Raw genomic sequence first — 24,155 nt, 5'->3', positions numbered from 1 at the left:
AAAGCCCCCGGTTTCCGTGCTCTGCTTGCGGCTGCAACCAGCGCCTTGGAGGGCACGATGATCCGGAAGGCAGCAGCGTCCGACGCAGGTACGGTGCTCGAGCTCGTGCGGGCCTACTACCAGTACGACGGCATCGATTTCGACGAGCAGAAGGTGCGGCCCGCGCTGGAGCGCCTCCTCGCCGCGCCCGACCTCGGCTTCGTCCACCTCGTGGAGACCGACGGGAGAATCGTGGGCTACGCCATGGCCACCTGGGGCTACGACGTGGAGTTCGGCGGGCGCTTCGCGCTCCTCACCGACCTCTACGTGATGCGCGACTTCTGGGGCGCCGGCTTCGGCAGGTCGCTGGTCGCCGCGGTGGAGCAGGCGGCGAAGGAGGGCGGCGCCTCCGCCCTCGAGGGCCAGGTGATGCGCGGCAACGAGCGGGCCCGCAGCTTCTACCACGAGTGGGGGTTCCGCTTCCCCGACCGCCTGCTGATGTCGCGGCGGCTCTGATCGCGGGTCAATGGGAGCGGCGGGTCGCCGCCGCTTCCGCGCCGAGGAAGGCCCGCGCCGCAGCGAGGAATTCGTCGGAGAGCGCCGTCGAGCGCGTCGCCCTCGCCAGCGCCATCGCCCCGAAGATGAGCGAGAGCGTGGCCAGCGCCCGCTGCCTGGGGCTGATGCTGGGCTGCGGGGGCAGCCGCGCCTCGAGGGCGGCGAAGAGCGGCTCCACCTCCTCCTCCAGCACCGCCTGCACCTCCGGTGCGCTCCGTCCCAGCTCCGAGAGGATCGAGGGCATGGCGCAGCCGCTCTCGTCGTCCCGGTTGTGGACGGTGAGGTAGCGCCGCGCGAAATGGTCGAGGAAGGCAGCGCCCTCGAGCTCCTCGAGACCGCCGAGCCAGGCGGCCCGGTAGCGCTGCAGCAGGCTCCGGAGCGTCTCCGCCACCAGCGCCTCCTTCGAGGCGAAGTGGCCGTAGAAGCCGCCGATGGTGAGCCCGGCACCCCGCATCACCCGATCCACCGAGGCGCCCGCGAGCCCGTCGCTGCGGAAGAGCTTCCCCGCTGCGGCGAGGATCCTCGCCCGGGTGGCCTGCTTGTGCTCCGGCTTGTACCTCACCGCGCCCCCCTCTGCCGGAGGACGAGGCAGCTGCCCGTGCCGTGGGCGTAGAGCCTGCCGGCCTCGTCCTCGAGGCGGCCCTGGGTGGTGGCGACGGTGGCGCCGCCGTGGACGAGGCCGATGGGGTTGTAGAGGTGCTCGCCGCTCTCCAGGGCGAAGACCACCCGGCCCGGCTCGATCGTGGCGAGGGTGAAGCCGAGGAGCTGTGCGATCGGCGGCGCGGGGAAGCTGCCGTCGGCGATGGCCCGGAGCCAATCGATGCCGGCGAGCTGCCGGGCCTCCGGCAGGTGGGCGGTGGGGTGTTCCCAGTGCACCGTGCGGACGCGTTCCATCGGCCCTCCCTGGAATGGCCTTCGTAATCCTACCGGCTCACCGATCGTCTGGCACCTGTCGAATCATTTGCACAGATGAAAGTATAATCGTAATCCTACCGTTTCGTCTGCGGCCCGGGGGCCGGCGGAGGCGTCATGCGAACGGAAGAGAAGCGGCGGGTGGTGGTCACGGGGCTCGGGCTCCTCACCCCCTGTGGAAGCGGCGTGGAGAAGAGCTGGGCCAACCTGGTGGAGGGGCGGAGCGGCGTGGGGCCGATCACCCTCTTCGATGCGAGCGGGCTCTCGGTCCGGATTGCAGGTGAGGTCTCGGATTTCGACCCCGGCCGCTGGGTGGAGAAGCGGGAGCAGCGGCGGATGGACCGCTTCGAGCAGCTGGCGATCGCCGCTGCGGACGAGGCGGTGGCCGACGCGGGGCTGGTGGTCACCGAGGCGAACGCCGAGCGGATCGCCACCATCATCGGCTCCGGCATCGGCGGGATCGCCAGCCTCGAGGAGACGGCGAAGAAGGCCTTCGAGAAGGGGCCGGACCGGGTGAGCCCCTTCTTCATCCTCCAGATGATCGCCAACCTCGCAGCCGGCTACGTCTCGGCGCGCCACGGCTTCAAGGGGCCGAGCTGGTGCCCGGTCTCCGCCTGCTCCACCTCGGCCCACGCCCTGGGGGAGGCGGCCCGCGGCATCGCCCGGGGCGACTACGACGTGGCGGTGGCTGGCGGCGCCGAGGCGCCGATCTGCATGCTCGCCGTCTCGGGCTTCTCGGCGATGCGGGCGCTCTCCACCCGCAACGACGAGCCGACCAGGGCCAGCCGCCCCTTCGATCTCGACCGGGACGGCTTCGTCATCGCCGAGGGCGCCGGGATGATGGTGCTGGAGTCGTACGAGCACGCGGTGGCCCGCGGCGCCAGGATCCACGCGGAGCTGGTGGGCTACGGCGCCTCCTCCGACGCAGGCCATCCCACCGCGCCTTCGCCCCACCACGAGGGCGGGCAGCGGGCGATGCGGGCGGCGCTGCGGGATGCGGGGCTGCCGCCGGAGGCGATCGGCTACCTGAACGCCCACGGCACCTCCACCGACATCGGCGACACCCTCGAGGCGGCGGCGATCGAGGCGGTCTTCGGGGAACACGCGGCAAAGCTGCTCGTCTCCTCGACCAAGTCGATGACCGGCCACATGAACGGCGCCGCTGGCGCGGCGGAGGCGGTGATCTCGGTGCTGGCGCTCACCCGCGGCATCGTGCCCCCGACGATCAACGTGGAGCGACAGGATCCGGCGGTGCGCCTCGACGTGGTTCCGAACCACGCCAGGAAGGCCGAGTTGCAGGCGGTGATGAGCAACTCCTTCGGCTTCGGCGGGACCAACGTGGCGCTGGTCTTCGGGCGGAGCTGAAGGCCCAGCGGCCCGCGGGCAAAGGAAAGCGGCGGCTCCCTCCCGGGGGAAGCCGCCGCTTCTTTTCTGCAGGCTGCGCTCGTTCAGACCCGCTCGACGATGGTGGCGATCCCCTGGCCGCCGCCGATGCACATCGTCACCAGCCCGGTGGAGAGGTCCCGCCGCTCCAGCTCGTCGATCAGGGTGCCGAGGAGCATCGCCCCGGTGGCGCCGAGCGGGTGGCCCAGGGCGATGGCGCCGCCGTTGACGTTCACCCGGTCCTCCTCGATTCCGAGGGAGCGGATCGTCTGGAGCACCACCGCGGCGAAGGCCTCGTTGATCTCCCAGAGGTCGATGTCCGAGGCCTCCATGCCAGTGGCGCGCAGGGCCTTCCGCGAGGCGGGCGCCGGGCCGGTGAGCATGATCACCGGCTCGCTGCCCACCGTGGCCATGGCGCGGATCCTGGCGCGGGGCTTGAGCCCGTGGGCCCGGACGAAATCGGTGGAGGCGACCGCCACCGCAGCGGCGCCGTCGGCGAGGCCGCTCGAGTTGCCGGCGCTGTGGATGTGCCGGATCCCGGTGGTATCGGGGTAGGGCCGGAGGGCGATCCCGTCGAGGGTGGCGCCGTCCACCTCGCTGGCGCCGAGGCCGACGAAGGAAGCCGGCAGCGCTGCGAGGGCCTCGGCGGTGGTGGCGGGGCGGGGATTCTCCTCCCGGTCGAGCACCACCTTCCCAGTTGCCGGATCGACCACGGGAACGAGGCTGCGCGCGAAGCGGCCCGCCTCGATCGCCGCCGCGGCGTTGCGCTGGGAGCGGAGCGCCACCTCGTCGATCATGGCGCGGGTATAACCCTCGCGCGTGGCGATGAGGTCCGCGCCGATCCCCTGCGGCACCTGGAAGATCCGCTCGCGCAGGGTCTGGTTGCCGCCGTCCTGGCCGCCGCCGTCGGCGCCGATCGGGAAGAGCGACATGCTCTCCACGCCGCCGGCGAAGACGAGCTCCTGCGCCCCCGACATCACGCCCATCGCCGCGAAGTGGACCGACTGCAGCCCCGAGGCGCAGAAGCGGTTCAGGGTGGTGCCGGTCACCGAGAGGGGCCAGCCCGCAGCGAGGACGGCGTTGCGGGCGATGTTCGCCCCCTGCTCGTTCACCTGCGCGACGCAGCCCACCACCACGTCGTCCACCGCGGCCCTGTCGACGCCGGTCCGGTCCGCCAGCGCGTTCAGGGTCTGGCCGAGCAGCTCCTGCGGGTGGATCCCTGAGAGCGAGCCCTTGCCCATCTTGCCCCTGCCGCGGGGCGTCCTCATCGCATCGATCACCCAGGCTTCGTTCTTCACGTGCCTCTCCTCTCGTCTTCGGCTGCGAGGCCGTCCCGCGCGAACGCACGGCAGGCCTTCAGGATCTCGTCGGACAACGCGGTGCCTCTGGTGGCGCGGGCCAGGGTGAGGCCGCCGAAGAGCAGCGCGAGCAGGCCCAGCGCCCGCTCGCGGCGGTTGCCTCCCGCGGGCAGCAGCTCCGCCAGCGCCCTGGCGTGGGCGGCGAGCTCTTCGGCGAGCACGGTGCCGTGGGGCGCGCCGCTGGCGATCTCGCCGGCGATGGCGGGGAGCGGGCAGACCTCTGCCTCGTCCCGATGCCGCCGGGAGAGGTAGCGGCGGATCACACCCTCGATCGCGCTCTCCTCGTGCACCCGAAGGAGCATGCCGCGGGCCCTGCCGATGGTGCCGCGGATCGTCTCGTCCACCAGCGCCTCCTTCGAGGCGAAGTGGGCGTAGAAGCCGCCCACGGTCAGGCCGGCCCCCTTCATCACCTCCTGCACGCTGGCGGCGGCGATGCCGCGCTCGCGCAGGAGCTTCCCCGCCGAAGCGAGGATGCGCTCCCTGGTCTCCGCCTTCTGCTCCGCCCGTCCCATGCCCCGTCCTCCATATTTTGCTCATCATATGACGACCGTCATACGGAAGCGCAAGGGAAAGGGGCGGGCTGGCCAGGGCGCGGGCTTCGGTGGCAGGGTGGGATCCGGCTTCGAGGAGGCAGCGTATGGAGCAGACGATTCGCTGGGCGACCCTGGTCCGCTTCCCCACGGTCCTCGAGGCGGAGATGGCCCGGGGGGCGCTCGAGGCCCACGAGATCCCGGTGCAGCTCCTCGACACCCAGCTCGTCGGCGCCGCAGGCGACTACCTCTCGGGTGCGGTGGGCGGGGTCCGGCTCCAGGTGCCAGCAGGCGAGGAGGCGCGGGCGCTGGAGATCCTCTCCAACCTCGGGGCGCCGGAGGGCTGGGAGGACGAAATCGAAGGGCTGGAGGAAGACGCCTGGGAGCGGGAGGAGCGGTGGCTCGATCGGGAGGTCCTCGAGGACTTGCGGGACGAGGCGACCCTGGCCACCGACGCGATCGCGCGGCGGGCGCTGGTGGCGGCGCTTGCCGGCTGCTTCCTCCCCTTCGTCCTCCACCTCTACTCGGCGGCGCTCCTCGTCCGCTTCGCCCGGGCGCGGCTTCCCGCGTCATCGAAGGGCCGCCGCCAGGCGGCGGTGGCGGCGGCGCTCGATCTGCTCTTTCTCGGCCCGGTGCTCTTCCTCGTGCTGCGGCGCATCGGGGGATAGATCGAAAAAAGCCCCGCCGCCTTTGGGGCGACGGGGCCAGGTCGAACGGCGCGCCGGTCAGAGCACGCCGCGGCGCTTCTGGTCCCGCTCGATCGAGCGGAAGAGGGCGCCGAAATTCCCCTCGCCGAAGGCCTGGTGGTTCCGGCGCTGGATGAATTCGAAGAAGATCGGCCCGATCACGTTCTGGCTGAAGATCTGGAGCAGGTAGCCCGCGTCGTCGCCGTCGACGAGGACCTGGTGCTGCCGGATCCGCTCCGGATCCTCGGTGACGCCGTGCACCCGGTCGAAGACCGTGGCGTAATACTCGTCGTCGATGTCCAGGGTCACCACCTTGCCGCCGATGCGGTCGAGGGTGCCGAGGATGTCCTCGGTGGTCAGCGCGATGTGCTGCACGCCGGGCCCCTTGTACTCGCGCAGGTATTCGTCGATCTGCGACTTCTCCTCCTTGCCCTCGTTGATCGGGATGCAGAAGGAGCCGTCCGGCGATCGCAGCGCGTAGGAGAAGAGGCCGGTCTCCTCGCCGCGGATGTCGAAGTGGCGCACCTCGGTGAAGCCGAAGATCTCCTGGTAGAAGCGCTGCCATTCCCCCAGCGTGCCGCGGTGCACGTTGTTGGTCAGGTGGTCGATGGCGAGGAAACCCACCCCGCGCACGTCGGCGTTCCAGTCCGACTCGAAATGGGCCTGGAAGCTGCGGGGGCCGCTCGCCTCGACGAAGTAGAGCACCGCGTCGCCGATGCCGTGGATCGCCGGCACGTCGAAGGTGCCCTTGCCCTGGAAGGGCTTGGCGCCCCGCCGTACCGCCTCGTCGAAGGCCGCCTGCGCGTCCTCGAAGAGCAGGCCCAGGCTGCAGACGCAGGGGCCGTGCGCCGCGGTGAACGCCGCGGCGTGGGTGCCCGGCTCGTGGTTCACGAAGAAGTGGATGCCGTTCTGCCGGTAGTGGTCCACCGCGAGGGAGCGGTGCCTGCCGATGCGAACGAAGCCCATGTCGGCGAAGAGCGCGCCGAGTTTCTCGGGGGCGGCGCTCGCGTATTCGACGAAGGCGAGGCCGCGCATGCCCAGGGGATTGCCGTTCATCTCCGTTTCTCTCCTCGCGTTCACTTCGCTGCCATCCAGGACTTCCAGTAGTCCGGGAACGAAATCGACTGCGCTGCTGGGGTGAGCTCCAGGGGGCGGCGGCTGTCGATCATCACCGCCTCCTCGTCCGTCCGCTCCTTCGTCTTCGAGGCGGCGACGGCGCCGGGCTGCGGACCGTGGTGGATCCCCTGCGGGTGGAAGGTGACCATCCCGGGGCCGACCCCGGCGCGGCTGAAGAAGTCGCCGGCGTGGTAGAAGATCACCTCGTCGAAATCGATGTTGTTGTGGAAGAAGGGCACCCGGAGCGCCCCCGGATCGCCGGTCTCGAGGCCGCGGGGCAGGAAGGTGCAGACCACCACGCTCTTCATCAGGAAGGTGACGTGGGCGGTGGGGGGCAGGTGGTAGCGCTCGCTCATCACCGGCCGGATGTCGCGGACGTTGAGCCGCCACACGGCGAGGTCGCCCTTCCATCCCACGGTGTCGAGCGGGTGGAAGGGGTAGGTGATCGTCGAGATCCGCCCCTGCCGCTGCACCTTCACCTGCCACTCGGTGCGCCCTGCTTCCTCCTCGGGCGGCTGCGGCTCGGGGACCTCGATCACGTCGGTGTCGAAGAGGGCGTGGTTGCCGAGGACGCCGCGGGGCGGGATCTCCACCTCGTCGGCGGATTCGATCACCAGCATCGCCGTCTCGGCCGAGGGCGCCAGCCGGTAGGTGGTGCCCCGCGGGATCACCAGGTAGTCGCCGCGCTCGTAGGCCATCGGCCCGAAGTCGGTCTCGATCCGGCCCTCGCCCCGGTGGACGAAGAGGATCTCGTCCGCGTCGGCGTTGCGGAAGAAGTACGGCATCGGCGTGTGGAGCTTCGCCAGGTGGAGCGTCACGTCGGCGTTGCCGAGGAAGGCCACCCGGCCCTCGAGCCAATCGCCCGAGAGGCCCGGGAGCTCCAGGGTCTGGAAGGCGTGGGGGCGCAAGTCGCCCTCGAGCTTCGTCCAGCCCACCGGTGCGTGGGTCCGGTAGAGGTGGCTCACCCTGCCGAAGAAACCGCGGCGGCCGAACTCCTCCTCGACGGTGCCTTCGGGAATGTCGACGTGCGCCTGGCGGGTGACGCGGCCCTTGATCCAATGCATGGCTGCCTCCTTGGCCACCAGCATCGATCCGGTCATCGTTCGAAGGATAACGGGAAGATTTGCTCGATTCGTTCGAATCGGCTGATGATATCGCCGTGAAGATCACGCTCGACGGCATCGAGACCCTGGAGGCGATCCAGCGGACCGGCTCCTTCGCTGCTGCGGCGGCGGAGCTGCACAAGGTCCAGTCGGCGGTGAGCTACACCATCCGCCAGCTGGAGGATGGACTCGGCCTCGCCCTCTTCGATCGCAGCGGCCACAGAGCCCGGCTCACCGACGCGGGCCGGGTGGTCCTCGAGGAGGGGCGCCTCCTCCTCGCCAGGGCCCGCAGGCTCGAGCACGTCGCCGGCCAGTTCGGCGCGGGCTGGGAGCCGCGACTCCAGGTGGTGATCGACGGGATCCTGCCGCAGGAGCCGCTCCTCGCCGCCCTGCAGGCCCTGGCGGACGAGGAGGTGCCCACGCAGATCCAGCTCCGGGTCGAGTTCCGGAGCGGGGTCCAGCGGCGCTTCGAGAGCGAGGGCGCGGACCTGATGCTGGTCAAGGACTGGCACCGCAGCGAGAGCCTCGTGGCCCACGCGCTGCCGGAGCTCGAGGTGGTGCTGGTGGCTGCGGCGGCCCATCCCCTCGCGCAGGAGCGCAAGCTCTCCCTGGCCGAGTTGCAGCGCCACGTGGAGCTGACGGTGCGGGGCGGGGAAGGAGCCGAGAGCGGGCAGCTGCAGCTCTTCGGCGGCGCCCGGGTCTTCTACCTGGGCGACTTCTTCACCAAGAGGCAGGCGCTCTCGATGGGATTGGGATTCGGCTGGATGCCGCTCCACCTGGTGGAGGCGGCGCTCGCTGCGGGCAGCCTGCGGGAGCTCGCCTGGGATGGCGGCTCCCGCTACCGCTTCGCGCCGATGCTGGTCCACCGGGCGCAGCGCCCGCTGGGCCGCGCCGGGCAGCGCCTCCTCGAGGCGCTCCGGGCCGGCTGAGGGGCAATCACTCGGTGCGCGGCCGCTGGTGGGCGAACTGCTGGCAGACGTCGGAGGCGAAGTCGGCGTCCTCCACGTGCTTGCCGCCCTCGAGGATCTCGCAGCGCAGGTCGTAGCCGCCTTCGATCGTCGCCGCCATCTCCGGCTCGGGCGAGGTGACGGTGCCGCTGAAGAAGCCCTCGGAGAACTCGATGTCGAGGCGATCGGTGAGGCCGTCGCTGATGATCCAGCCGTCCGGCCCGTCCACCTCGATCTTGCCCATGCCGATCTGCGTCGGCGCCCGGCCCGAGAGGTTGGGGTTGGCGACGCCGGTCTCGAGCTGCTCGCGGGAGAGCCGGAACTGCACGTCGTAGTCCGTGCCGGTCTCCATCTCGGTGGCCTGGAAGAAGCCGCTGATCTCCGGGATCGCGCCACCCGCCATCTCGCGGACGGTGATGCGGACCCGCTCCGACTCGAAGGTGCGGCCCGCCTCGCTCTGCACCATCACCGTCTCGGGCGGCAGCTCCACCGGCGCGCCGCCACCGCTTCCGCCGGTACCACCGACGCCCTTGGGATCGTCGCCACAGGCTGCGAGCAGGCCGAGAGCCACCACGCTGCAGAACGTCTTGCGCATACCTACCTCCGGGGGCTGATCGATGGACCCAGTATGCCACGGGGGCGGCCAGGCGCCGCCCCCGTCGGGCTCATGTCGGCGGCGACCGCCGCGGATCACCAGACCTCGCAGCGCTCCGTCGGCGCCATCTTCGCGCCGGCCTCGCAGGCGAAGGCCTCGGCGAAGCCCGGCACGTTGGAGACGCTGCCGTTCACCCGGTACTCCGGCGGCGAGTGGGGATCGACCGTGACCAGCATCCGCGCGTACGCGGGCCGGCGCTTGGCACACCAGGACTGGGCGAAGGAGAGGAAGAACTGCTGGTCCTCGGTGAAGCCCGCCACCTCCGGGCCTTCGCCGCGCTCCGTCTGCCTCGCCTGGAGCGCCTCCCAGGCGAGCTTCAGGCCGCCGATGTCGGCGATGTTCTCGCCGAGGGTGAGGCGTCCGTTGAGGTTCTGCCCCTGCACCGTGTAGGCGGCGTACTGATCGACCACGCACTGCGCCCGCTGCTTGTAGCGCTCCGAGACCTCGGGGCTCCACCACTCGCTCAGATTGCCCTTCGCGTCGAAGAGCCGCCCCTTGTCGTCGAAGCCGTGGGTGAGCTCGTGGCCCATCACCATGCCGATGCCGCCGGCGTTGGCGGCGTGGGTCGCCTCGGTGGCGAAGAAGGGCGACTGGAGGATCCCCGCAGGGAAGACCATCTCGTTGCGCAGCGGGCTGTAGTAGGCGTTGACGGTGGGCGGCGACATGAACCACTCGCCGCGGTCCACCGGCTCGCCGATCTTGTCGAGGTCGCGGCGGGTCTCGAAGCGTGCTGCGGCGAGGCGGTTCTCCAGGTAGGAGTCCTCACCCACCTCGAGGGCGTCGTAGTTCCGCCAGCGATCGGGGTAGCCGATCTTGTTGTAGACCGCTTCGAGCTTCTCGCGGGCTCGGGCCTTCGTCGCCTCGTCCATCCAGTCGATGCGGCTGAGGTTCGCGTCGAAGGCGTGCTCGATCCCGCGCACCAGCTCCTGCGCCTCCTTCTTCCCCTCGGCGCCGAAGGTGATCGCCACGAAGGGCCTGGCCAGCGCCTCGCCCATCGCCTTGTCCACCGCGTCGACGCAGCGCTTCCACCGGGGCAGGATCTGCTCCTCGCCGGTGAGGTTCTTCGAGCGGAAGGCGAAATCCTCCTGCACGAAGGGCTCGGGTAGCGCCGCCGCCGAGGCGTCGAGGAGGCGCCAGCGCAGGTAGGTGCGGATCGCCTCCATCTCCCTTTCGGCGAGGACCTGCTCGAAGCCCCGGAAGAAGTCGGGGGTGGCCACGTTGATCTGCTGCAGGTCGGCGGCGCCGATCGCCGGGAAATAGGCGTCCCACGCGAAGGTGGGCGCGAGCTTCTCGAGCCCCTCGCGCTCGAGCCGGTTGTAGATCTTGTAGGGGTCGCGGCGATCGACCCGCGCCATCGAGGCCTGCGCCAGCGCGGTCTCGATCTCCATCACCGTCCGGGCCTGCTCCCGCGCCGTCTCCTCGGCGGTGCCGGCGAGGGCGAACATCTTCGCCACGTGCTCCACGTAGGCCGCGCGGATCTGGGCGCTCTTTTCGTCTTCCTTCAGGTAGTAGTCCCGGTCGGGGAGGCCGAGGCCGCCCTGATCGACGCCGCTGATCACCTGGGTGGTGTCGCGGAAATCCTGCTCCGAGCCCATCTGGAAGAAGGCGTTCACGCCCCGCTGCTGCAGCGCCGCCACCGTGGCGGCGAGGGCTTCCGGCTTCTCGACGGCGGCGATCCGCGCGAGCTCCTGCTCGAGGGTCTGCAGCGAGGCCTGCTGCCCCTCGTCCATGCAGGAGGTGTAGTAGGCGCCGAGCTTCTTCGCGTAGGGCGCATCGAGATCGCCCGCGGCGGCCTCCTCGAGGATCCGGCGGAGGAGGAGCTGGTTGCGCTCCTGGATCTCCGAGAAGCCTCGGAACCAGCCCGGCCGATCGGGCGGGATCGCGGTGGCCTCGATCCAGCCGTCGCAGGCGAAGCGGTAGAAGTCCTCGCAGGGCGGGACGGTGCGGTCGAGGGCCGCCACGTCGACGGTGGCAGGCGGCTCCGCCGGGATCCCCCGGGTGCTCACCTCCGGCTCGGGAAGGGTGTCGCTGGACTTGGGGCAGGCGGTGCCGGCGAGCAGCACCGCTCCGATCAGGATCTTCGTGCGCATGGGGCGCATGGTACGCCACGAAAGCAGGGCGCCAACCGCAATTCAGCCCGCCCGGGTGGAGGCGCGGCGCGCCGTGCGGCGGCGCCCCTGCGGCTCCAGCGCCGCCCGCTCGAGCAGATCGGGCGCAGGCAGGAGCGCGGCCTCCGCGAGGTGCCGCACCTGTCGCAGCACCAGATCGAGGGGCGCCGCCACGTCGTCCACCTCGCGGCGCAGCGCCGCATCGTCCTCGGCGGGCTGCGGCTCGCGGAGCTGCTGGAGCCGCTCGCTCGCAGCGACCAGCGCGTCGCGGTGGGCGTGGACCCGCTCCTCCTCGGCGAGGGTCCGCTCCACGTAGGCGGTGGCGAGGAAGCGCAGCACCGCGTCGTGGTAGTCGTCGAAGCCCTTGCGCCGCAGGATCTCGAAGTCGGCGTGGGGGAAGAGCGCCTCCACCACCGGCGCCCGCGGGCCGAAGGTCCGCGTCACCGTGGCGTGGAAGGTCTGCGCCGCGTCGATCCAGCGCAGCTTCGCCTCCGCCAGCAGCTCGGTGCGAAGTTCCTCGCCTTCCGGCAGCGCCGCCGCCCGGGCGAGCAGCTCGTCGGCGCCGTTGGTGCGCTCGTCGAGGAGGGTGCGCGCCTCGTCGAGCCAGCGCTGCTCCCTGGCCAGGCGCTCGCGGACGGCGAGCTCGGCGGCGACGGTGGAGAGGCGCCGCTGCAGGGCCAGCGCATCGCGGATCTTCGGAAAGGCCTCGGTCACGGCTCGGTCTCTTCCTGGGCGAGGGCCCTCGTGCCGGCGGCGTGAAGCTGAAGCCAGGCCTCGAGCTCTCGCCATTCGGCGCGGGTGGGCATCGGGGCGGTGCGCATGATCCGCGAGTGGATCCGGCGCTCCATGTCGGCGAGGACACCGGGCCAGGCCGCTGCAGCGTGCTGCGCCGGATCGGGCAGGGCGTGGCAGGCGACGCAGTAGCGCTGCAGCAGCTCGGCCCCACCGCCTGGCGGCAGGGCGCTGGCGGCGATGGGACGGGGCAGCCGCGGCGGGATCGGCGGCGCCGCCTCCTGCACCGCCTTCGTGGCCCAGAAGAGCAGGCCGCAGGCCAGGCCCACCGCCACGACGAGGAAGAGCACGATCACCTTGCCTGTGGTCCTGCCGCCTTCGGCGCCCATGGGCCGCTTGCCTACCGCAATGCGGCCCGTAGCGGAAGTCGGGTTGCGCCGGGGCAGGGGCCGGGGCTACCTCTGCTGCCTTCCACGCCCACAGGAGACCAGCCCCCATGCCCCGTGCCCTCGTCACCGGCGCCAACCGCGGAATCGGACTCGAGATGACCCGGCAGCTCGTCGCTGCAGGTTGGGAGGTGATCGCCGCCTGCCGCACCAGGAGCATCGATCTCGATGCGCTGGAGGTCCAGGTCGAGGAGCTCGACGTGGCGGACGACGAGTCGGTGCGCCGCCTCGGCGAGCGGCTGCAGGGCGTGCACCTCGACCTGCTCGTCAACAACGCCGGGATCCTCGACCGGGACGGCCTCGATCCCCTGGACCTCGAGAGCATCCGCCGGCAATTCGAGGTGAACGCCCTCGGGCCCCTCAAGGTGACGGCGGCGCTGCTGGGGAACCTCGGCGAGGGGAGCCGGATCGTGCTCGTCACCAGCCGCATGGGCTCGATCGCGGACAACACCTCCGGCGGCTACTACGGCTACCGGATGTCCAAGGCGGCGCTCAATGCAGCGGGCGTCTCCCTCGCCCGGGATCTCGAGGCGAAGGGGATCGCGGTGCTCCTCGTGCACCCGGGCTTCGTGAAGACCGAGATGACCGGGGGCCGCGGCACGGTGGAGCCCGGCGATGCGGCCCGGGGGATCCTCACGCGGATTGGCGAGCTCGACCCGAAGGAGTCGGGGAGCTTCCGCCACGCCGACGGGAGCCCGCTGCCCTGGTGATCAGGCGAGCTGGGCCTGCACCGCGATCTCGAGGTTGCCGAGGAGGGCCCGGGAGACCGGGCAGGCCTCTTTGGTGATCGCCGCCTGGCGCTCGAGGGTGCCGACGTCGAGCCCAGGGGCGCGGACCCGGACCTGCAACTCGACCCGGGTGATCCGGTAGCCCTCGCCCTGCAGCTCGATCGTGCAGGCGGCGTCGGTGTCGATCCGCTCCGGCACCACGCCCTCCTGCTCGAGGGCGGCAGCCAGCGCCATCGAGAAGCAGGCGCCGTGCGCTGCTGCGAGCAGCTCCTCGGGATTGGTGCCGGGCTCCTCCGCAAAGCGGGTGCCCGCGCTGTAGGGCGCGGCGAAGGCGCCACTGCTGCCTTCGAAACGACCCTTTCCGGCCTTGAGGCCACCTTCCCAGTGGATCTGCGCCCGGCGCGTCGGCATCTCTTCCCTCCGGTGGTCGCAACGGTGTCCACGACCGTTTCGCTGGTACAGCGCCCCGGGAGGACTATGATTCCCGCCATGATTCGCACCCGACTCCAGACGCTCCTCGCTCTTTCCCTCGCCCTCCTCGCCACGGGCTGCGGCGTGCAGTCGATCCCGCAGGCAGAGAACGCGGTCGACGCCGCCTGGGCCGAGGTGCAGAACCAGTACCAGCGCCGCGCCGATCTCGTGCCCAACCTGGTCAACACGGTGAAGGGCTTCGCGCAGCAGGAGCGCGAGGTCCTCGAGGCGGTGACCTCCGCCAGGGCCCGGGCCACCGGCGTCACGCTGCAGGCGGATCAGCTCACCCCCGAGAACCTGCGGCAGTTCGAGCAGGCGCAGGCGCAGCTCTCCGGCGCGCTGGGCAGGCTCCTCGCGGTCTCCGAGCGCTACCCGGACCTGCGCTCCAACGAGAATTTCCGGGATCTGCAGGCGCAGCTCGAGGGGACCGAGAACCGGATTTCCATCGCGCGCCGCCGCTACATCGAGGCGGTGCAGGGCTTCAACAACCTGATCACCGTGCCGCCGACCTCGTTCACCAACTCGCTCTTCTACCAGAAGGATCCGAAGCCCCAGTTCACGGCGACGACCCCCGACGCAGAGCGTCCGCCCGAGGTGAAGTTTTGATCGCGCTCGGCGCCGCGCTGCTCCTGGCGGTGCTGCCGGTGCCCCGGCTCACCGGGCCGGTGGTCGACCAGGCGGGGATCCTCTCGCCAGCCGAGGAGGCGCGGCTCGAGGCGATCGCGCGCCGGGCGCTGGCGGCGGAAGGGGGCACCGGGCCGCAGATGGCCTTCCTCACCGTGCCGTCGCTCGAGGGTGAGCCGATCGAGGATTTCTCGATCCGCGTGGCGGAGGCCTGGCAGCTCGGCACCGCCGAGAAGGACAACGGCCTCCTCTTCGTCGTCGCCCCCCAGGACCGCAAGATGCGGATCGAGGTCGGCGGCGGCCTCGAGGGCGAGATCACCGACGCGCAGGCCTCGCGGATCATCCGGGAGACGCTGGCTCCTGCGTTCCGCGCCAACCAATACGGCGCGGGGCTCGTCGCCGCTGCGGAGCGGGCGCTCACCTATACCGGCGTCGACATCGGCCAGGCCCGGCGGAGCCCGCAGCAGAACGAGCGCCGCGGCATCCCGTTGGTGGCGCTGCTCTTCTTCGGCTCCTTCTTCCTGCTCCGGATGCTCGGTGGCAGGCGGCGACGGGGCTTCTTCTACGGCGGTCCCTTCATCGGCGGCGGCTTCGGCGGCGGCGGTGGTTTCGGTGGGGGCGGCGGCTTCGGCGGCGGGGGCGGCGGCTTCTCCGGCGGCGGTTCCTCCGGGAGTTGGTGATGGCGAAAAAACACCCCTTCTTCGACGAGGCGGCCCTCGAGCGGATCCAGGCAGCGGTGCGGCAGGCCGAGGCGTCCACCCTCGGCGAGATCGTGCCGGTGGTGGTCGACTCGAGCGACGCCTATCCCGAGGCGCAGGACCGGGCGGGCATCGCGGCGCTGATGCTGGCGACGCTGGTCGTCCTGATCCTCCCGGTGGAGATCCCGCTCTGGGAGATGGCGCTGATCCAGGCGCTGGCCTTCGTGATCGGCTGGTTCGCCGGCAATTGGCCGCCGCTGGCGCGGCTCCTCGTCGGGCGCAGCGCCATGGACGCGATGGTCCGCTGGCGGGCGGAGGTCGCCTTCCGCGAGCACGGCCTCGGCCGCACCACCCACGGCACCGGCGTGCTCGTCTTCGCCTCGCTCTTCGAGCACGAGGTGGTGGTCCTCGGCGACAAGCCGGTCCACGAGAAGGTGGGCGAGGGGACCTGGAACGAGGCGGTCGAGGTGCTGGTCCGGCGCATCCGCGAGAAGCGCCCGGCGGACGGCTTCGTCGAGGCGATCGAGCGGGTGGGCGTGCACCTGCGGGAACATTTCCCCCGTGCAGCGGGGGAGAAGAATCCCAACGAGCTGCCCGACCACCTCACGGTGCGCTAGGCCCGGTTCCTTTTGGCAAGTGGCGCTGCCGCTTGACGGCAGCGCCCGGTGCGGGCGGAATGCGCCGCCGAAAACTGCCGAAAGGATCCTGGATGAAGCGCTTTCTCGCCCTGGGGCTCGCGCTCTACGCGGCCCCCGCCCTCGCCGACGAGGGCATGTGGACCTTCGACAACTTCCCCGCGCAGCAGGTGAAGGAGCGGTACGGCTTCGCGCCGAGCCAGGAATGGCTCGACGACGTGCGCCTCTCCTCCGCGCGCCTCGCCAACGGCTGCTCCGCCTCCTTCGTCTCGGCGCAGGGCCTGGTGATGACCAACCACCACTGCGCCCACAGCTGCATCGAGCAGCTCTCCACCGCGAAGCAGGACTACGTGGAGAACGGCTTCTTCGCGAAGAGCCTCGCCGAGGAGAAGCAGTGCCCGGCGATGGAGGTCAACCAGCTCGTCGAGATCCGCGACGTCACCGCGCGGATCGCCAAGGCGACGAAGGGCAAGACCGGCGCCGGATATTCCGAGGCGCTCAAGGCGGAGAAGTCGAAGATCGAGAAGGCCTGCGCTACCAGCGCCGAGCTGCGCTGCGACGTGGTCACGCTCTACAACGGCGGCCAGTACTCGCTCTACAAATACCGCCGCTTCCAGGACGTGCGCCTGGTCTGGGCGCCGGAGCTGGACATCGCCTTCTTCGGCGGCGACCCCGACAACTTCATGTTCCCCCGCTACAACCTCGACGCCACCTTCCTGCGCGTCTACCGGGACGGCAAGCCGGCGCAGATGGAGAACTTCTTCGCCTGGTCGGACGGCGGCGTGAAGGCGGGCGACCTCACCTTCACCTCCGGCCACCCGGGCCGCACCTCCCGCCTGCTCACCATCTCCGAGCTGGAGTTCGAGCGGGACATGGTGCTGCCGCAGCGGCTGCTCTACCTCGCCGAGCTCCGCGGCGTGCTCACCGAGTTCGGTCGCCGCGGGCCCGAGCAGAAGCGCATCGCCAAGACCGATCTCTTCGGGGTCGAGAACGCGGTGAAGGCGCTGCGCGGCAGGCACGAGGCGCTCCTCGATCCGACGCTGATGGAGAGCAAGCGCGAGCAGGAACGCAAGCTCCGCGCCTGGGCGGATGCGAGCCCGGAGCGGAAGAAGCAGTACGCGCAGGCCTGGACCGACATGGCCGAGGCGCAGGCGAAGCTCCGGCCGATCTACGAGGAGCTCCTCTACATCGAGAGCCCGGGCCGCTCGACCACCTGGGGCTTCCAGTCCGATCTCTTCGGCTTCGCCAGGCAGCTGGTGCGTGCGACGGAGGAGCTGCCCAGGCCCAACGACCAGCGGCTCCCCGAGTACACCGACGCGCGGATCCCCGCGCTGCAGGCGCAGCTCTTCAGCGAGGCGCCGGTCTACCCCGAGCTCGAGGAGCTCAAGCTGACCTACTCGCTCACCAAGCTCCGCGAGGCCCTCGGCACCGACCACCCCTTCGTCAAGAGCGTGCTCGGCAAGGAGTCGCCGGAGTCGCTGGCGCAGAAGCTGGTGCAGGGATCGAAGCTTGGCGATCCGAAGCTCCGCAAGCAGCTCTTCGAGGGCGGGAAGAAGGCGGTCGCCGCCTCGAACGATCCGATGATCGAGCTCGCCCGGCGCATCGATCCGCAGGCCCGGGCGCTCCGCAAGCAGTACGAGGAGCAGATCGAGTCGATCGACATCCGCGCCGGCGAGACCATCGCGAAGGCCCGCTTCGAGGCCTACGGCACCAGCACCTATCCCGATGCCACCTTCACCCTGCGCCTCTCCTTCGGCCAGGTGAAGGGCTGGGAGGAGAACGGCAGGCAGGTCGAGCCGATCACCACCTTCGCCGGCCTCTACGAGCGGGCCACCGGCGCGGATCCCTACGAGCTGCCCCCCTCGTGGCTGCGGGCGAAGCCGAAGCTGGATCTCGCCACGCCCTACAACTTCGCCTCGACCAACGACATCATCGGCGGCAATTCCGGCTCGCCGGTGATCAACCGGGAGGGCGAGATCGTCGGCCTGATCTTCGACGGCAATATCCAGTCCCTCGGCGGTGAGTACGGCTTCGACGAGTCGGTGAACCGCGCGGTCTCCGTCCACAGCGAGGGGATCCTCGAGGCGCTCCGGACCGTCTACGGCGCGCAGCGGCTCCTCGAGGAACTGCAGCCCGGCGGCAAGGCCGCAGCGAAGCAGTAGCGGCACACCCCCTGCGCCGGGGCACCCCCGGTGCAGGGCCCCCCGCCCCTTCGACCGGCTGCGTCATTCGCGTTGCGCCTGGCCTCGGCCGTCGTTAGGAAGGCCGCCGAGGCCGCCCCGGGCAGGGCGCAAGCGGTCGCGCCTGCCATGGGTCTGCCACCAATGTGCAGTATCTCCCCGCCTTGCGCGGGGGCGTCTGCTTCTGGAGGAAGACGCATGTACCGACCCTGGGCCGGTCCCGATTCGCCGCGGATGTTCGAGAGCGATCTCCTCGACGCCGTGTCGCGGACCCATTTTGCCTTCGTCCCGATCGTCTTCGTGCCGGCGGTGGCCTGGCTGCTCTGGGAGAGCCTGCAGCACGGCAACGGGATCGGGACAACCGCGGCCCTGGCCTTCGCCGGCCTGTTGGCGTGGACCCTGGCGGAATACTGGCTCCACCGGACCCTCTTCCACTGGATCCCCGGTGGCACCTGGGGCGAGCGCTTCCACTTCCTCGTCCACGGCGTGCACCACCACTGGCCCCACGACAAATACCGGCTGGTGCTCCCGCCCGGCGCGAGCGTGCCGCTCTTCGTGCTCTTCACCCTGCTCTGGACGGCGCTGCTCGGCGATGGCGGCTGGGCGTTCCACGGCGGCTTCACGCTGGGCTACATGATCTACGACCTGACCCACTACTACGTGCACCACGGCAGGCCGAAGAACCGCTGGCTCCGCAAGCTGCAGGGGCACCACGCCAGCCACCACTTCAACAAGAAGTTCCAGGAGAAGCGCTTCGGCGTCTCGAGCCCGCTCTGGGACTACGTCTTCCGAACCCACGCGTGAGCCGCAAGCGCACGCCGAAATGGCTGCAGGCGGCGCGGGCCTCCGACGCCGGCTTCGCCCCCGGGGAGAAGCCGGACTGGCTCACCCGCGCCCTCGCCCGCTCCGGCCACATGCCCCAGGCGGAAGCGCAGGTAGCAATTCGGGCCGGCCGCGTCAGCAAGAACGGCGAGGTGGTCCGGGAGCCGATGGCGGTGGTGCGCGCCGGCGACGAGATCCGGCTCGACGGCAGGCGGCTCGCGCTGCAGGCGGCGACCCGCGTGCTCCTCTTCCACAAGCCGGCGGGGGTGGTCACCTCCACCGTCGATCCGGAAGGGGGCGGCACCGTCTTCGAGCGCCTCGCCGCGGTGCTGCCGCCGGGGCTCGAGCGCTACGGCTGGCACGCGGTGGGGCGCCTCGATCGCAACACCACCGGGCTCCTCCTCTTCACCAACGACGAGCGCTTCGTGGCCCACGCGACGAGGCCCGAGAGCCACCTGCCCAAGCGCTACCTGGCGCTGGTGCAGGGGCGGGTGGACGACGAGCGGCTCGAGCCGCTGCGCCGCGGGATCACCCTCGACGACGGGCCCACCCGGCCTGCGGTGGCGGTGGCCCGGGGGCCAGGCGAGGTGGAGCTCACCATCACCGAGGGGCGCAACCACCAGGTGAAGCGTATGCTCGCGGCGGTGGGTCTGCCGGTGCGCGCGCTGCACCGCGAGGCGGTGGGCGAGCTCGTCCTCGACGTGCCCGAGGGGCAGGTGCGGGAGCTCGCGCCGGACGAGATCGCGTCGCGGCTCGGCTGGCGGCAGGAATCGTAGGAAGGCGCGCTTGCGCAGCAGCGGGCTGCGCCTACTCGATGGGTGGAGGCGGCAGCAAGACAGGAGCTGCCGGTCCTCCGAGGCTGTCGGTTGGATGGGCAGCCCCATCGTTTCCCGCCCCCAGCGGGAAGGACGACGCCCGGCGAGGCCCACCGGAAGTTGCTCGGTGGCCGCCGGGCGTGTCCGCATTCCGCCCGGCTGCCGTGGCTTCCGCACCGGCGGGAAGGGTGTAGATTGCGGCGCAATGAAGCGCTTCGTCGACGTCATCTCCCGCGAGCTCGGCCTGCGTCCCGCGCAGGTGGAGCGCACCCTCGATTTGCACGAAGAGGGTGCCACCGTTCCCTTCCTCGCCCGCTACCGCAAGGAGGCAACCGGCGGCCTCGACGAGGTGCAGATCCAGGCGGTCCTCGACAGGGCCGGCTCCCTCGGTGAGCTGGAGGACAGGCGGGAGGCGATCCTCCGCAGCGTCGACGAGCAGGGCAAGCTCACCCCGGAGCTACGGGCCCGGATCGAGCGGGCCTCGTCGCGCACCGAGCTCGAGGATCTCTACCTGCCCTACCGGCCGAAGCGCCGCACCCGCGCCACCATGGCGCGCGAGAAGGGGCTGGAGCCCCTCGCCGACCGGATCTGGTCGCAGGACCCGCGGCTCGATCCCGCGGCCGAGGCGGCGGCCTTCGTCGACGAGGGGAAGGGCGTCGCCGACCTGGAGGCGGCGCTCGCGGGCGCGCGGGACATCCTTGCCGAGCGGATCGCGGAAGATGCATCGATTCGCGCAGCCGCCCGCTCGATCGCCAGGGAGCGGGGCGGGCTGCGCTCCGACGTGGCGCCGAAGAAGCGTGACGAGCGCACCCGCTTCGAGAGCTGGTACGACCACGAGGAGCCGCTGGCGAAGGCGCCGTCCCACCGCGTCCTCGCCATCTTCCGCGGCGAGGCGGAGGGCGTGCTGAAAGTGAAGCTCGCCTTCCCCGACGAGGAGATCCTCGGGCGCGTCCACGGCAGCGTGGTGAAGAACCGGGGCACCAAGGCCGCCGCGCAGCTCGCCGCAGCGGCGCAGGACGGCTGGGAGCGCCTGCTCGCGCCTTCGCTCGAGAGCGAGCTGCGGAACGAGCTCAAGGACCGCGCCGATCGCGAGGCGATCGAGGTCTTCGGATCCAACCTGAAGAACCTGCTCCTCGCGCCGCCTGCTGCGGGCAAGCGGGTGGTGGCCCTCGACCCGGGCCTGCGCACCGGCGTGAAGCTCGCGATGCTCGACGAGACCGGCAGGCTGCTGGAGACGGCGACGCTCTACACCGAGCGCGGCGCCGGCGAGCGGGCCGCAGCGGCGCGGGCGTTCGCGGCGATCGTGCAGAAGCATCGGCCCGATCTGGTGGCGGTGGGCAACGGCACCGGCAGCCGCGAGGCCGAGGGCTTCGTGCGGGAGGTGCTGAAGGAGATCGGTGCGGGCTCGCCGGTGGTCTCGGTGAGCGAGCAGGGGGCGTCGATCTACTCCGCCTCCGAGGTGGCGCGGGAGGAGTTCCCCTCGCTCGACGTGAGCCTGCGCGGCGCGGTCTCGATCGGCAGGCGCCTGCAGGATCCGATGGCGGAGCTGGTGAAGATCGATCCGAAGAGCATCGGCGTCGGCCAGTACCAGCACGACGTCGATCAGGCGCTGCTCAAGAAGAAGCTCGGCGAGACGGTGGACACCACCGTGAACGCGGTGGGGGTCGACGCCAACAGCGCCTCGCCGCAACTCCTCGAGCACGTCTCCGGCGTGGGGCCGAAGCTCGCCCGCTCGATCGTCGCGTGGCGCGACGAGAACGGCCCCTTCGGCAAACGCACGGAGCTGAAGAAGGTGAAGGGGCTGGGGCCGAAGGCCTTCGAGCAGGCGGCGGGCTTCCTGCGCATCCGCGGCAAACACCCCCTCGACGACAGCGCCGTCCACCCGGAGCGCTACGCGGTGGTGGAGCAGATGGCGAAGGATCTCGGCGTGCCCCTCGCCGAGCTGGTGGGAAATCCGGCGCTGGTGCGGCGGATCGACTGGCGCCGCTACGTCTCGGGGGATCTCGGCGAGCCCACGCTCAAGGACATCCTCGCCGAGCTGGAGAAGCCGGGGCGCGATCCCCGCGGCGACTTCGAGCCGCCTGCGTTCCGCTCCGATCTGCAGAAGCTCGAGGACGTGCGCGAGGGCATGGTGCTGCAGGGGGTGGTGACCAACGTCACCGCCTTCGGCGCCTTCGTCGACGTCGGCGTGCACCAGGACGGCCTCGTCCACGTCTCCCAGCTCTCCACCCGCTTCGTGAAGGATCCGGCGGAGGTGGTGAAGGTCGGCGACAAGCTCACCGTGAAGGTGGTGGACGTGGACCTCGTGCGGAAGCGGCTCGCCTTGAGCGTCAAGGCGCTCTCGGAGGGCGGGCAGGGAGCCGGTGGCGGGGCGCCTGCGCGTGAGCGGGAAAGGGGCGGGAGGCCGCCGGCGCAGCAGCAGCAGCAGCAGCAGCAGCAGCAGCAGCAGCAGGTGAAGCCCGCGGCGCCCTTCAACAACCCCTTCGCGAAACTGAAGCGCTGAACCGCGATGCGCTCGTATCTTGCCCACTCGGCCCCGCTGGCGCGGGACCAAGCGGACAAAAGGCGCGCTCCGCGCGCAAGTTCCTTTGCGTTGGAGCGCCCCACAGGGCGCTACGTCGTCCTCCAGGCGCCGACGCATCTCGGCCTCCGTTCCAGCGGCGTCGCGCTGGCAGGCGACGTGCTGCTCGAGGGGGGGCTCGCCACCAGGCTGGGCGCGGCGGTGGTGGGGCGGGTGGAGGCGGCGCCCTCGTGGACGCGCGACCCGGCGACCGGCCTCTGCAACGGGCCCGAGGTCGCGGCGCACGCGCGGCGGCTCGCGGATGCGCTGGTGCCGCTGCTGGAGGGTGGCGCCGTGCCGCTGGTGCTCGGCGGCGACGACAGCGTGCTCGTCGGTGCGGCGCTGGCGCTGCGCCGGCTGGGGCGCCACGGGCTGCTCTTCCTCGACGCCCACGTGGACTTCACCCCGCCAACCGCTTCACCGACCGGCGAGCTCTCCGACACGGACCTCGCCATCGTCACCGGCCACGGCCCGCCGGTGGTGGGCGACATCGAGGGGCTCGCTCCCTACTTCGTGCCCGACGACGTCGTCGCGCTGGGGCGCAGGGATTTCGACGCCGAGGCCGAGGATCGCGCCTTCGCGGCGAGCGGGATCCGCGCGTTCGATCTGCCGGCGATCCGGCGGGGCGGCCTCGACACCGCCGTCGACAGGGCGCTGGACGGCGTGGCCGGTACCGCCGGCGTCTGGATCCACCTCGACTGCGACGTCTTCGCGGACGACGTCGTGCCGGCGGTCGACTACCGCACGCCGGGCGGGTTGCTGCCGGGTGAGGTAGCCACGGTGCTGCGCCGGACCCGCGAGCGGGCGCACCTGCTGGGGATCACGGTGACCATCTACAACCCCACCCTCGATCCGGATCGCAGCGCCGCGCGGGCGATCGTCGACGCCCTGGTGGGCGGTCTCCTCGGGCGGGACGGCGCATAGATCCGTCGACATCGCCGCGGTGGCGCGACAGGATGCGGTCGTCTGCCGCGCAAGGGAGGCCGTCGTGCGGGCCATCTTCTCGCTGCTCTTCTGGATCTTCTTCGCGATCAGCTCCGCGCTCCTCTTCTGCGTGGCGCTCGTGATCTTCCTGGTGACGCTGCCCTTCGATCCGAAGGGCAGGGTGCAGCACCTCTTCTCCTGTGCGTGGGCGCAGCTCTACTTCTGGGTCAACCCGACCTGGCGGCTCCACGTGCAGGGGCGGGAGAAGCTGCCGTGGCGCAGCGCCGCGGTGATCGTCGCCAACCACCAGAGCCTCGGCGACATCCTCGTGCTCTTCGGCCTCTACCGCCCCTTCAAGTGGGTCTCGAAGGCGAGCGTCTTCCGGGCGCCCTTCCTCGGCTGGAACATGCGCCTCAACCGCTACGTGCCGCTGCAGCGCGGCGACAAGGGGAGCATCGCGAAGATGATGGCGGCCTGCGAGACGTGGCTCGAGCGCGGCGTGCCGGTGCTGCTCTTCCCCGAGGGGACGCGCTCGCCGGATGGCAACCTGCTGCCGTTCAAGGACGGCGCCTTCCGCCTCGCGGCGGCGAAGGGCTGCCCGGTGATCCCGATCGCGATCACCGGCACCGCCGACACCCTGCCCAAGCATGGCCTCGTGATCCGCCGCAGCGCCGCTTGCCGGGTGCACGTGCTCGACGCCGTCGACCCGGCGCCCTTCGGCGGCGACGTGGCGGCGCTGCGCGAGCACGTGCGGGCGCTCATCGCCGCGGAGAAGGCGCGGATGGAGTCCGGGGAGGAAGTGCGGCGGGCCGCCTAGAGCTCGGCGGCGAAGCGCGCGGCGAGCCGGCGCAGCGGGCCCGCAGCCCGCTGCCACGTGGGGCTCGGCGCCAGGGCCGCCACCAGGTAGTAGCCGCCGGGGAGCGCCTCGATCAGCAGCACGCGCTGCTCCGCCACGCAGGAGAGGGAGAGCCGCTCGCTCTGGCCGCTCTGCCTGGCGACGCGCTGCAGCTGCAGCACCAGCGGCGCCTGCTGCGCGCCGAGGACGCGGGCCTCGAAGGGATCGCATCCGGGCGCCACGACCGCGATCGATTCACCTTCGTAGTCGCAGAAGAGGGCGAGCTCCGCCCCCGTCTCCGCCACCAGCTCCTGCAGCGCCGCTTCGAACACGGCGCGCAGGCTACCACCGAT

General features: G+C 71.1%; 26 protein-coding genes. 14 read left to right on the top strand and 12 right to left on the bottom strand.

The window, feature by feature from the left end; genetic code table 11:
* Nucleotides 1-57 precede the first annotated feature (57 nt).
* Nucleotides 58-495, top strand: a complete 438-nt coding sequence (locus tag ACESMR_RS09585; protein WP_373046837.1) for a GNAT family N-acetyltransferase — start codon at nucleotides 58-60, stop codon at nucleotides 493-495.
* 7 nt (nucleotides 496-502) lie between these two features.
* On the opposite strand, the gene ACESMR_RS09580 is transcribed toward ACESMR_RS09585, so the two are convergent.
* Nucleotides 503-1,096, bottom strand: a complete 594-nt coding sequence (locus tag ACESMR_RS09580; protein ID WP_373046836.1) for a TetR/AcrR family transcriptional regulator — start codon at nucleotides 1,094-1,096, stop codon at nucleotides 503-505.
* Nucleotides 1,093-1,428, bottom strand: coding sequence for a PaaI family thioesterase (locus ACESMR_RS09575; protein ID WP_373046835.1), 336 nt, complete (start codon nucleotides 1,426-1,428; stop codon nucleotides 1,093-1,095). The genes ACESMR_RS09580 and ACESMR_RS09575 overlap by 4 nt, the downstream gene beginning before the upstream one ends.
* A 135-nt stretch (nucleotides 1,429-1,563) precedes the next feature.
* Between ACESMR_RS09575 and fabF the strand changes: the two genes are divergently transcribed.
* Nucleotides 1,564-2,811 carry a beta-ketoacyl-ACP synthase II gene (fabF, locus tag ACESMR_RS09570; RefSeq protein WP_373046834.1) on the top strand — a complete coding sequence of 416 codons (1,248 nt, stop codon included), beginning with the start codon at nucleotides 1,564-1,566 and terminating at the stop codon, nucleotides 2,809-2,811.
* Nucleotides 2,812-2,894: 83 nt separating this feature from the next.
* On the opposite strand, the gene ACESMR_RS09565 is transcribed toward fabF, so the two are convergent.
* Nucleotides 2,895-4,127, bottom strand: coding sequence for an acetyl-CoA C-acetyltransferase (locus tag ACESMR_RS09565; protein WP_373046833.1), 1,233 nt, complete (start codon nucleotides 4,125-4,127; stop codon nucleotides 2,895-2,897).
* A complete protein-coding gene (locus tag ACESMR_RS09560; protein WP_373046832.1) occupies nucleotides 4,124-4,699 on the bottom strand; it encodes a TetR/AcrR family transcriptional regulator in 576 nt (191 codons plus the stop codon). The genes ACESMR_RS09565 and ACESMR_RS09560 overlap by 4 nt, the downstream gene beginning before the upstream one ends.
* Before the next feature lie 125 nt (nucleotides 4,700-4,824).
* Between ACESMR_RS09560 and ACESMR_RS09555 the strand changes: the two genes are divergently transcribed.
* Nucleotides 4,825-5,385, top strand: coding sequence for a DUF2007 domain-containing protein (locus ACESMR_RS09555; RefSeq protein ID WP_373046831.1), 561 nt, complete (start codon nucleotides 4,825-4,827; stop codon nucleotides 5,383-5,385).
* Nucleotides 5,386-5,442: 57 nt separating this feature from the next.
* On the opposite strand, the gene hppD is transcribed toward ACESMR_RS09555, so the two are convergent.
* On the bottom strand, nucleotides 5,443-6,459 hold the full coding sequence (hppD, locus tag ACESMR_RS09550) for a 4-hydroxyphenylpyruvate dioxygenase (protein ID WP_373046830.1): 1,017 nt from the start codon (nucleotides 6,457-6,459) through the stop codon (nucleotides 5,443-5,445).
* 20 nt (nucleotides 6,460-6,479) lie between these two features.
* Nucleotides 6,480-7,583 carry a homogentisate 1,2-dioxygenase gene (locus ACESMR_RS09545; protein ID WP_373046829.1) on the bottom strand — a complete coding sequence of 368 codons (1,104 nt, stop codon included), beginning with the start codon at nucleotides 7,581-7,583 and terminating at the stop codon, nucleotides 6,480-6,482.
* 95 nt (nucleotides 7,584-7,678) lie between these two features.
* On the opposite strand from ACESMR_RS09545, the gene ACESMR_RS09540 reads away from it, so the two are divergent.
* A complete protein-coding gene (locus ACESMR_RS09540; protein WP_373046828.1) occupies nucleotides 7,679-8,551 on the top strand; it encodes a LysR family transcriptional regulator in 873 nt (290 codons plus the stop codon).
* A gap of 7 nt (nucleotides 8,552-8,558) precedes the next feature.
* Here ACESMR_RS09540 and ACESMR_RS09535 read toward each other — a convergent pair whose 3' ends face one another.
* From ACESMR_RS09535 to ACESMR_RS09520, 4 genes are all read right to left on the bottom strand, one after another.
* The gene (locus tag ACESMR_RS09535; RefSeq protein WP_373046827.1) at nucleotides 8,559-9,164 is read right to left on the bottom strand and encodes a hypothetical protein; all 606 of its coding nucleotides are present in this window, start codon (nucleotides 9,162-9,164) and stop codon (nucleotides 8,559-8,561) included.
* A 95-nt stretch (nucleotides 9,165-9,259) separates the two neighbouring features.
* Nucleotides 9,260-11,314 (bottom strand): M13 family metallopeptidase, encoded by a 2,055-nt coding sequence (locus ACESMR_RS09530; RefSeq protein ID WP_373046826.1) that lies wholly within the window; start codon nucleotides 11,312-11,314, stop codon nucleotides 9,260-9,262.
* A gap of 42 nt (nucleotides 11,315-11,356) precedes the next feature.
* Nucleotides 11,357-12,046, bottom strand: a complete 690-nt coding sequence (locus ACESMR_RS09525; RefSeq protein WP_373046825.1) for a hypothetical protein — start codon at nucleotides 12,044-12,046, stop codon at nucleotides 11,357-11,359.
* Nucleotides 12,043-12,453: a hypothetical protein gene (locus ACESMR_RS09520; protein WP_373046824.1), complete on the bottom strand. Its 411-nt coding sequence runs from the start codon at nucleotides 12,451-12,453 to the stop codon at nucleotides 12,043-12,045. Before ACESMR_RS09520 ends, ACESMR_RS09525 begins: the two co-directional genes overlap by 4 nt.
* Before the next feature lie 107 nt (nucleotides 12,454-12,560).
* On the opposite strand from ACESMR_RS09520, the gene ACESMR_RS09515 reads away from it, so the two are divergent.
* Entirely contained in the window at nucleotides 12,561-13,220 is a 660-nt protein-coding gene (locus ACESMR_RS09515) for an SDR family oxidoreductase (protein WP_373046823.1), read from the top strand.
* Here ACESMR_RS09515 and ACESMR_RS09510 read toward each other — a convergent pair whose 3' ends face one another.
* A complete protein-coding gene (locus tag ACESMR_RS09510; protein WP_373046822.1) occupies nucleotides 13,221-13,649 on the bottom strand; it encodes an OsmC family peroxiredoxin in 429 nt (142 codons plus the stop codon). It abuts the gene before it with no gap.
* 78 nt (nucleotides 13,650-13,727) lie between these two features.
* Between ACESMR_RS09510 and ACESMR_RS09505 the strand changes: the two genes are divergently transcribed.
* The 9 genes from ACESMR_RS09505 to ACESMR_RS09465 all read left to right on the top strand — a co-directional run bounded on the left by ACESMR_RS09505 (nucleotide 13,728) and on the right by ACESMR_RS09465 (nucleotide 23,784).
* A complete protein-coding gene (locus tag ACESMR_RS09505) occupies nucleotides 13,728-14,315 on the top strand; it encodes a LemA family protein (protein ID WP_373046821.1) in 588 nt (195 codons plus the stop codon).
* Nucleotides 14,312-15,013, top strand: a complete 702-nt coding sequence (locus tag ACESMR_RS09500) for a TPM domain-containing protein (protein WP_373046820.1) — start codon at nucleotides 14,312-14,314, stop codon at nucleotides 15,011-15,013. The genes ACESMR_RS09505 and ACESMR_RS09500 overlap by 4 nt, the downstream gene beginning before the upstream one ends.
* The gene (locus ACESMR_RS09495) at nucleotides 15,013-15,648 is read left to right on the top strand and encodes a TPM domain-containing protein (protein ID WP_373046819.1); all 636 of its coding nucleotides are present in this window, start codon (nucleotides 15,013-15,015) and stop codon (nucleotides 15,646-15,648) included. Before ACESMR_RS09500 ends, ACESMR_RS09495 begins: the two co-directional genes overlap by 1 nt.
* A 92-nt stretch (nucleotides 15,649-15,740) precedes the next feature.
* On the top strand, nucleotides 15,741-17,828 hold the full coding sequence (locus ACESMR_RS09490) for a S46 family peptidase (RefSeq protein ID WP_373046818.1): 2,088 nt from the start codon (nucleotides 15,741-15,743) through the stop codon (nucleotides 17,826-17,828).
* A gap of 216 nt (nucleotides 17,829-18,044) precedes the next feature.
* Entirely contained in the window at nucleotides 18,045-18,650 is a 606-nt protein-coding gene (locus ACESMR_RS09485; protein WP_373046817.1) for a sterol desaturase family protein, read from the top strand.
* Nucleotides 18,647-19,444 (top strand): pseudouridine synthase, encoded by a 798-nt coding sequence (locus ACESMR_RS09480; RefSeq protein WP_373046816.1) that lies wholly within the window; start codon nucleotides 18,647-18,649, stop codon nucleotides 19,442-19,444. The genes ACESMR_RS09485 and ACESMR_RS09480 overlap by 4 nt, the downstream gene beginning before the upstream one ends.
* Nucleotides 19,445-19,688: 244 nt before the next feature.
* Nucleotides 19,689-21,986: a Tex family protein gene (locus ACESMR_RS09475; protein ID WP_373046815.1), complete on the top strand. Its 2,298-nt coding sequence runs from the start codon at nucleotides 19,689-19,691 to the stop codon at nucleotides 21,984-21,986.
* A 90-nt stretch (nucleotides 21,987-22,076) separates the two neighbouring features.
* Entirely contained in the window at nucleotides 22,077-22,967 is an 891-nt protein-coding gene (locus ACESMR_RS09470) for an arginase family protein (RefSeq protein WP_373046814.1), read from the top strand.
* 64 nt (nucleotides 22,968-23,031) lie between these two features.
* A complete protein-coding gene (locus tag ACESMR_RS09465; RefSeq protein WP_373046813.1) occupies nucleotides 23,032-23,784 on the top strand; it encodes a lysophospholipid acyltransferase family protein in 753 nt (250 codons plus the stop codon).
* Here the strand turns inward: ACESMR_RS09465 and ACESMR_RS09460 are convergent.
* Nucleotides 23,781-24,134: a hypothetical protein gene (locus ACESMR_RS09460; RefSeq protein ID WP_373046812.1), complete on the bottom strand. Its 354-nt coding sequence runs from the start codon at nucleotides 24,132-24,134 to the stop codon at nucleotides 23,781-23,783. The genes ACESMR_RS09465 and ACESMR_RS09460 overlap by 4 nt on opposite strands.
* Nucleotides 24,135-24,155 lie beyond the last annotated feature (21 nt).

It is taken from the genome of Vulgatibacter sp. (assembly GCF_041687135.1).
GTDB lineage: Bacteria > Myxococcota > Myxococcia > Myxococcales > Vulgatibacteraceae > JAWLCN01.
This window is presented reverse-complemented; position numbering and strand designations above follow the sequence as displayed.

What these genes read in the sequence shown, in the direction of transcription:
- ACESMR_RS09575 (WP_373046835.1), bottom strand. Translation starts at nt 1,428, where the DNA reads ATGGAACGCGTCCGCACGGTGCACTGGGAACACCCCACCGCCCACCTG.
- ACESMR_RS09510 (WP_373046822.1), bottom strand. Translation starts at nt 13,649, where the DNA reads ATGCCGACGCGCCGGGCGCAGATCCACTGGGAAGGTGGCCTCAAGGCC.
- ACESMR_RS09545 (WP_373046829.1), bottom strand. Translation starts at nt 7,583, where the DNA reads ATGCATTGGATCAAGGGCCGCGTCACCCGCCAGGCGCACGTCGACATT.
- ACESMR_RS09585 (WP_373046837.1), top strand. Translation starts at nt 58, where the DNA reads ATGATCCGGAAGGCAGCAGCGTCCGACGCAGGTACGGTGCTCGAGCTC.
- ACESMR_RS09495 (WP_373046819.1), top strand. Translation starts at nt 15,013, where the DNA reads ATGGCGAAAAAACACCCCTTCTTCGACGAGGCGGCCCTCGAGCGGATC.
- hppD (WP_373046830.1), bottom strand. Translation starts at nt 6,459, where the DNA reads ATGAACGGCAATCCCCTGGGCATGCGCGGCCTCGCCTTCGTCGAATAC.
- ACESMR_RS09515 (WP_373046823.1), top strand. Translation starts at nt 12,561, where the DNA reads ATGCCCCGTGCCCTCGTCACCGGCGCCAACCGCGGAATCGGACTCGAG.
- ACESMR_RS09475 (WP_373046815.1), top strand. Translation starts at nt 19,689, where the DNA reads ATGAAGCGCTTCGTCGACGTCATCTCCCGCGAGCTCGGCCTGCGTCCC.
- fabF (WP_373046834.1), top strand. Translation starts at nt 1,564, where the DNA reads ATGCGAACGGAAGAGAAGCGGCGGGTGGTGGTCACGGGGCTCGGGCTC.
- ACESMR_RS09490 (WP_373046818.1), top strand. Translation starts at nt 15,741, where the DNA reads ATGAAGCGCTTTCTCGCCCTGGGGCTCGCGCTCTACGCGGCCCCCGCC.
- ACESMR_RS09560 (WP_373046832.1), bottom strand. Translation starts at nt 4,699, where the DNA reads ATGGGACGGGCGGAGCAGAAGGCGGAGACCAGGGAGCGCATCCTCGCT.
- ACESMR_RS09535 (WP_373046827.1), bottom strand. Translation starts at nt 9,164, where the DNA reads ATGCGCAAGACGTTCTGCAGCGTGGTGGCTCTCGGCCTGCTCGCAGCC.
- ACESMR_RS09530 (WP_373046826.1), bottom strand. Translation starts at nt 11,314, where the DNA reads ATGCGCACGAAGATCCTGATCGGAGCGGTGCTGCTCGCCGGCACCGCC.
- ACESMR_RS09555 (WP_373046831.1), top strand. Translation starts at nt 4,825, where the DNA reads ATGGAGCAGACGATTCGCTGGGCGACCCTGGTCCGCTTCCCCACGGTC.
- ACESMR_RS09505 (WP_373046821.1), top strand. Translation starts at nt 13,728, where the DNA reads ATGATTCGCACCCGACTCCAGACGCTCCTCGCTCTTTCCCTCGCCCTC.
- ACESMR_RS09520 (WP_373046824.1), bottom strand. Translation starts at nt 12,453, where the DNA reads ATGGGCGCCGAAGGCGGCAGGACCACAGGCAAGGTGATCGTGCTCTTC.
- ACESMR_RS09485 (WP_373046817.1), top strand. Translation starts at nt 18,045, where the DNA reads ATGTACCGACCCTGGGCCGGTCCCGATTCGCCGCGGATGTTCGAGAGC.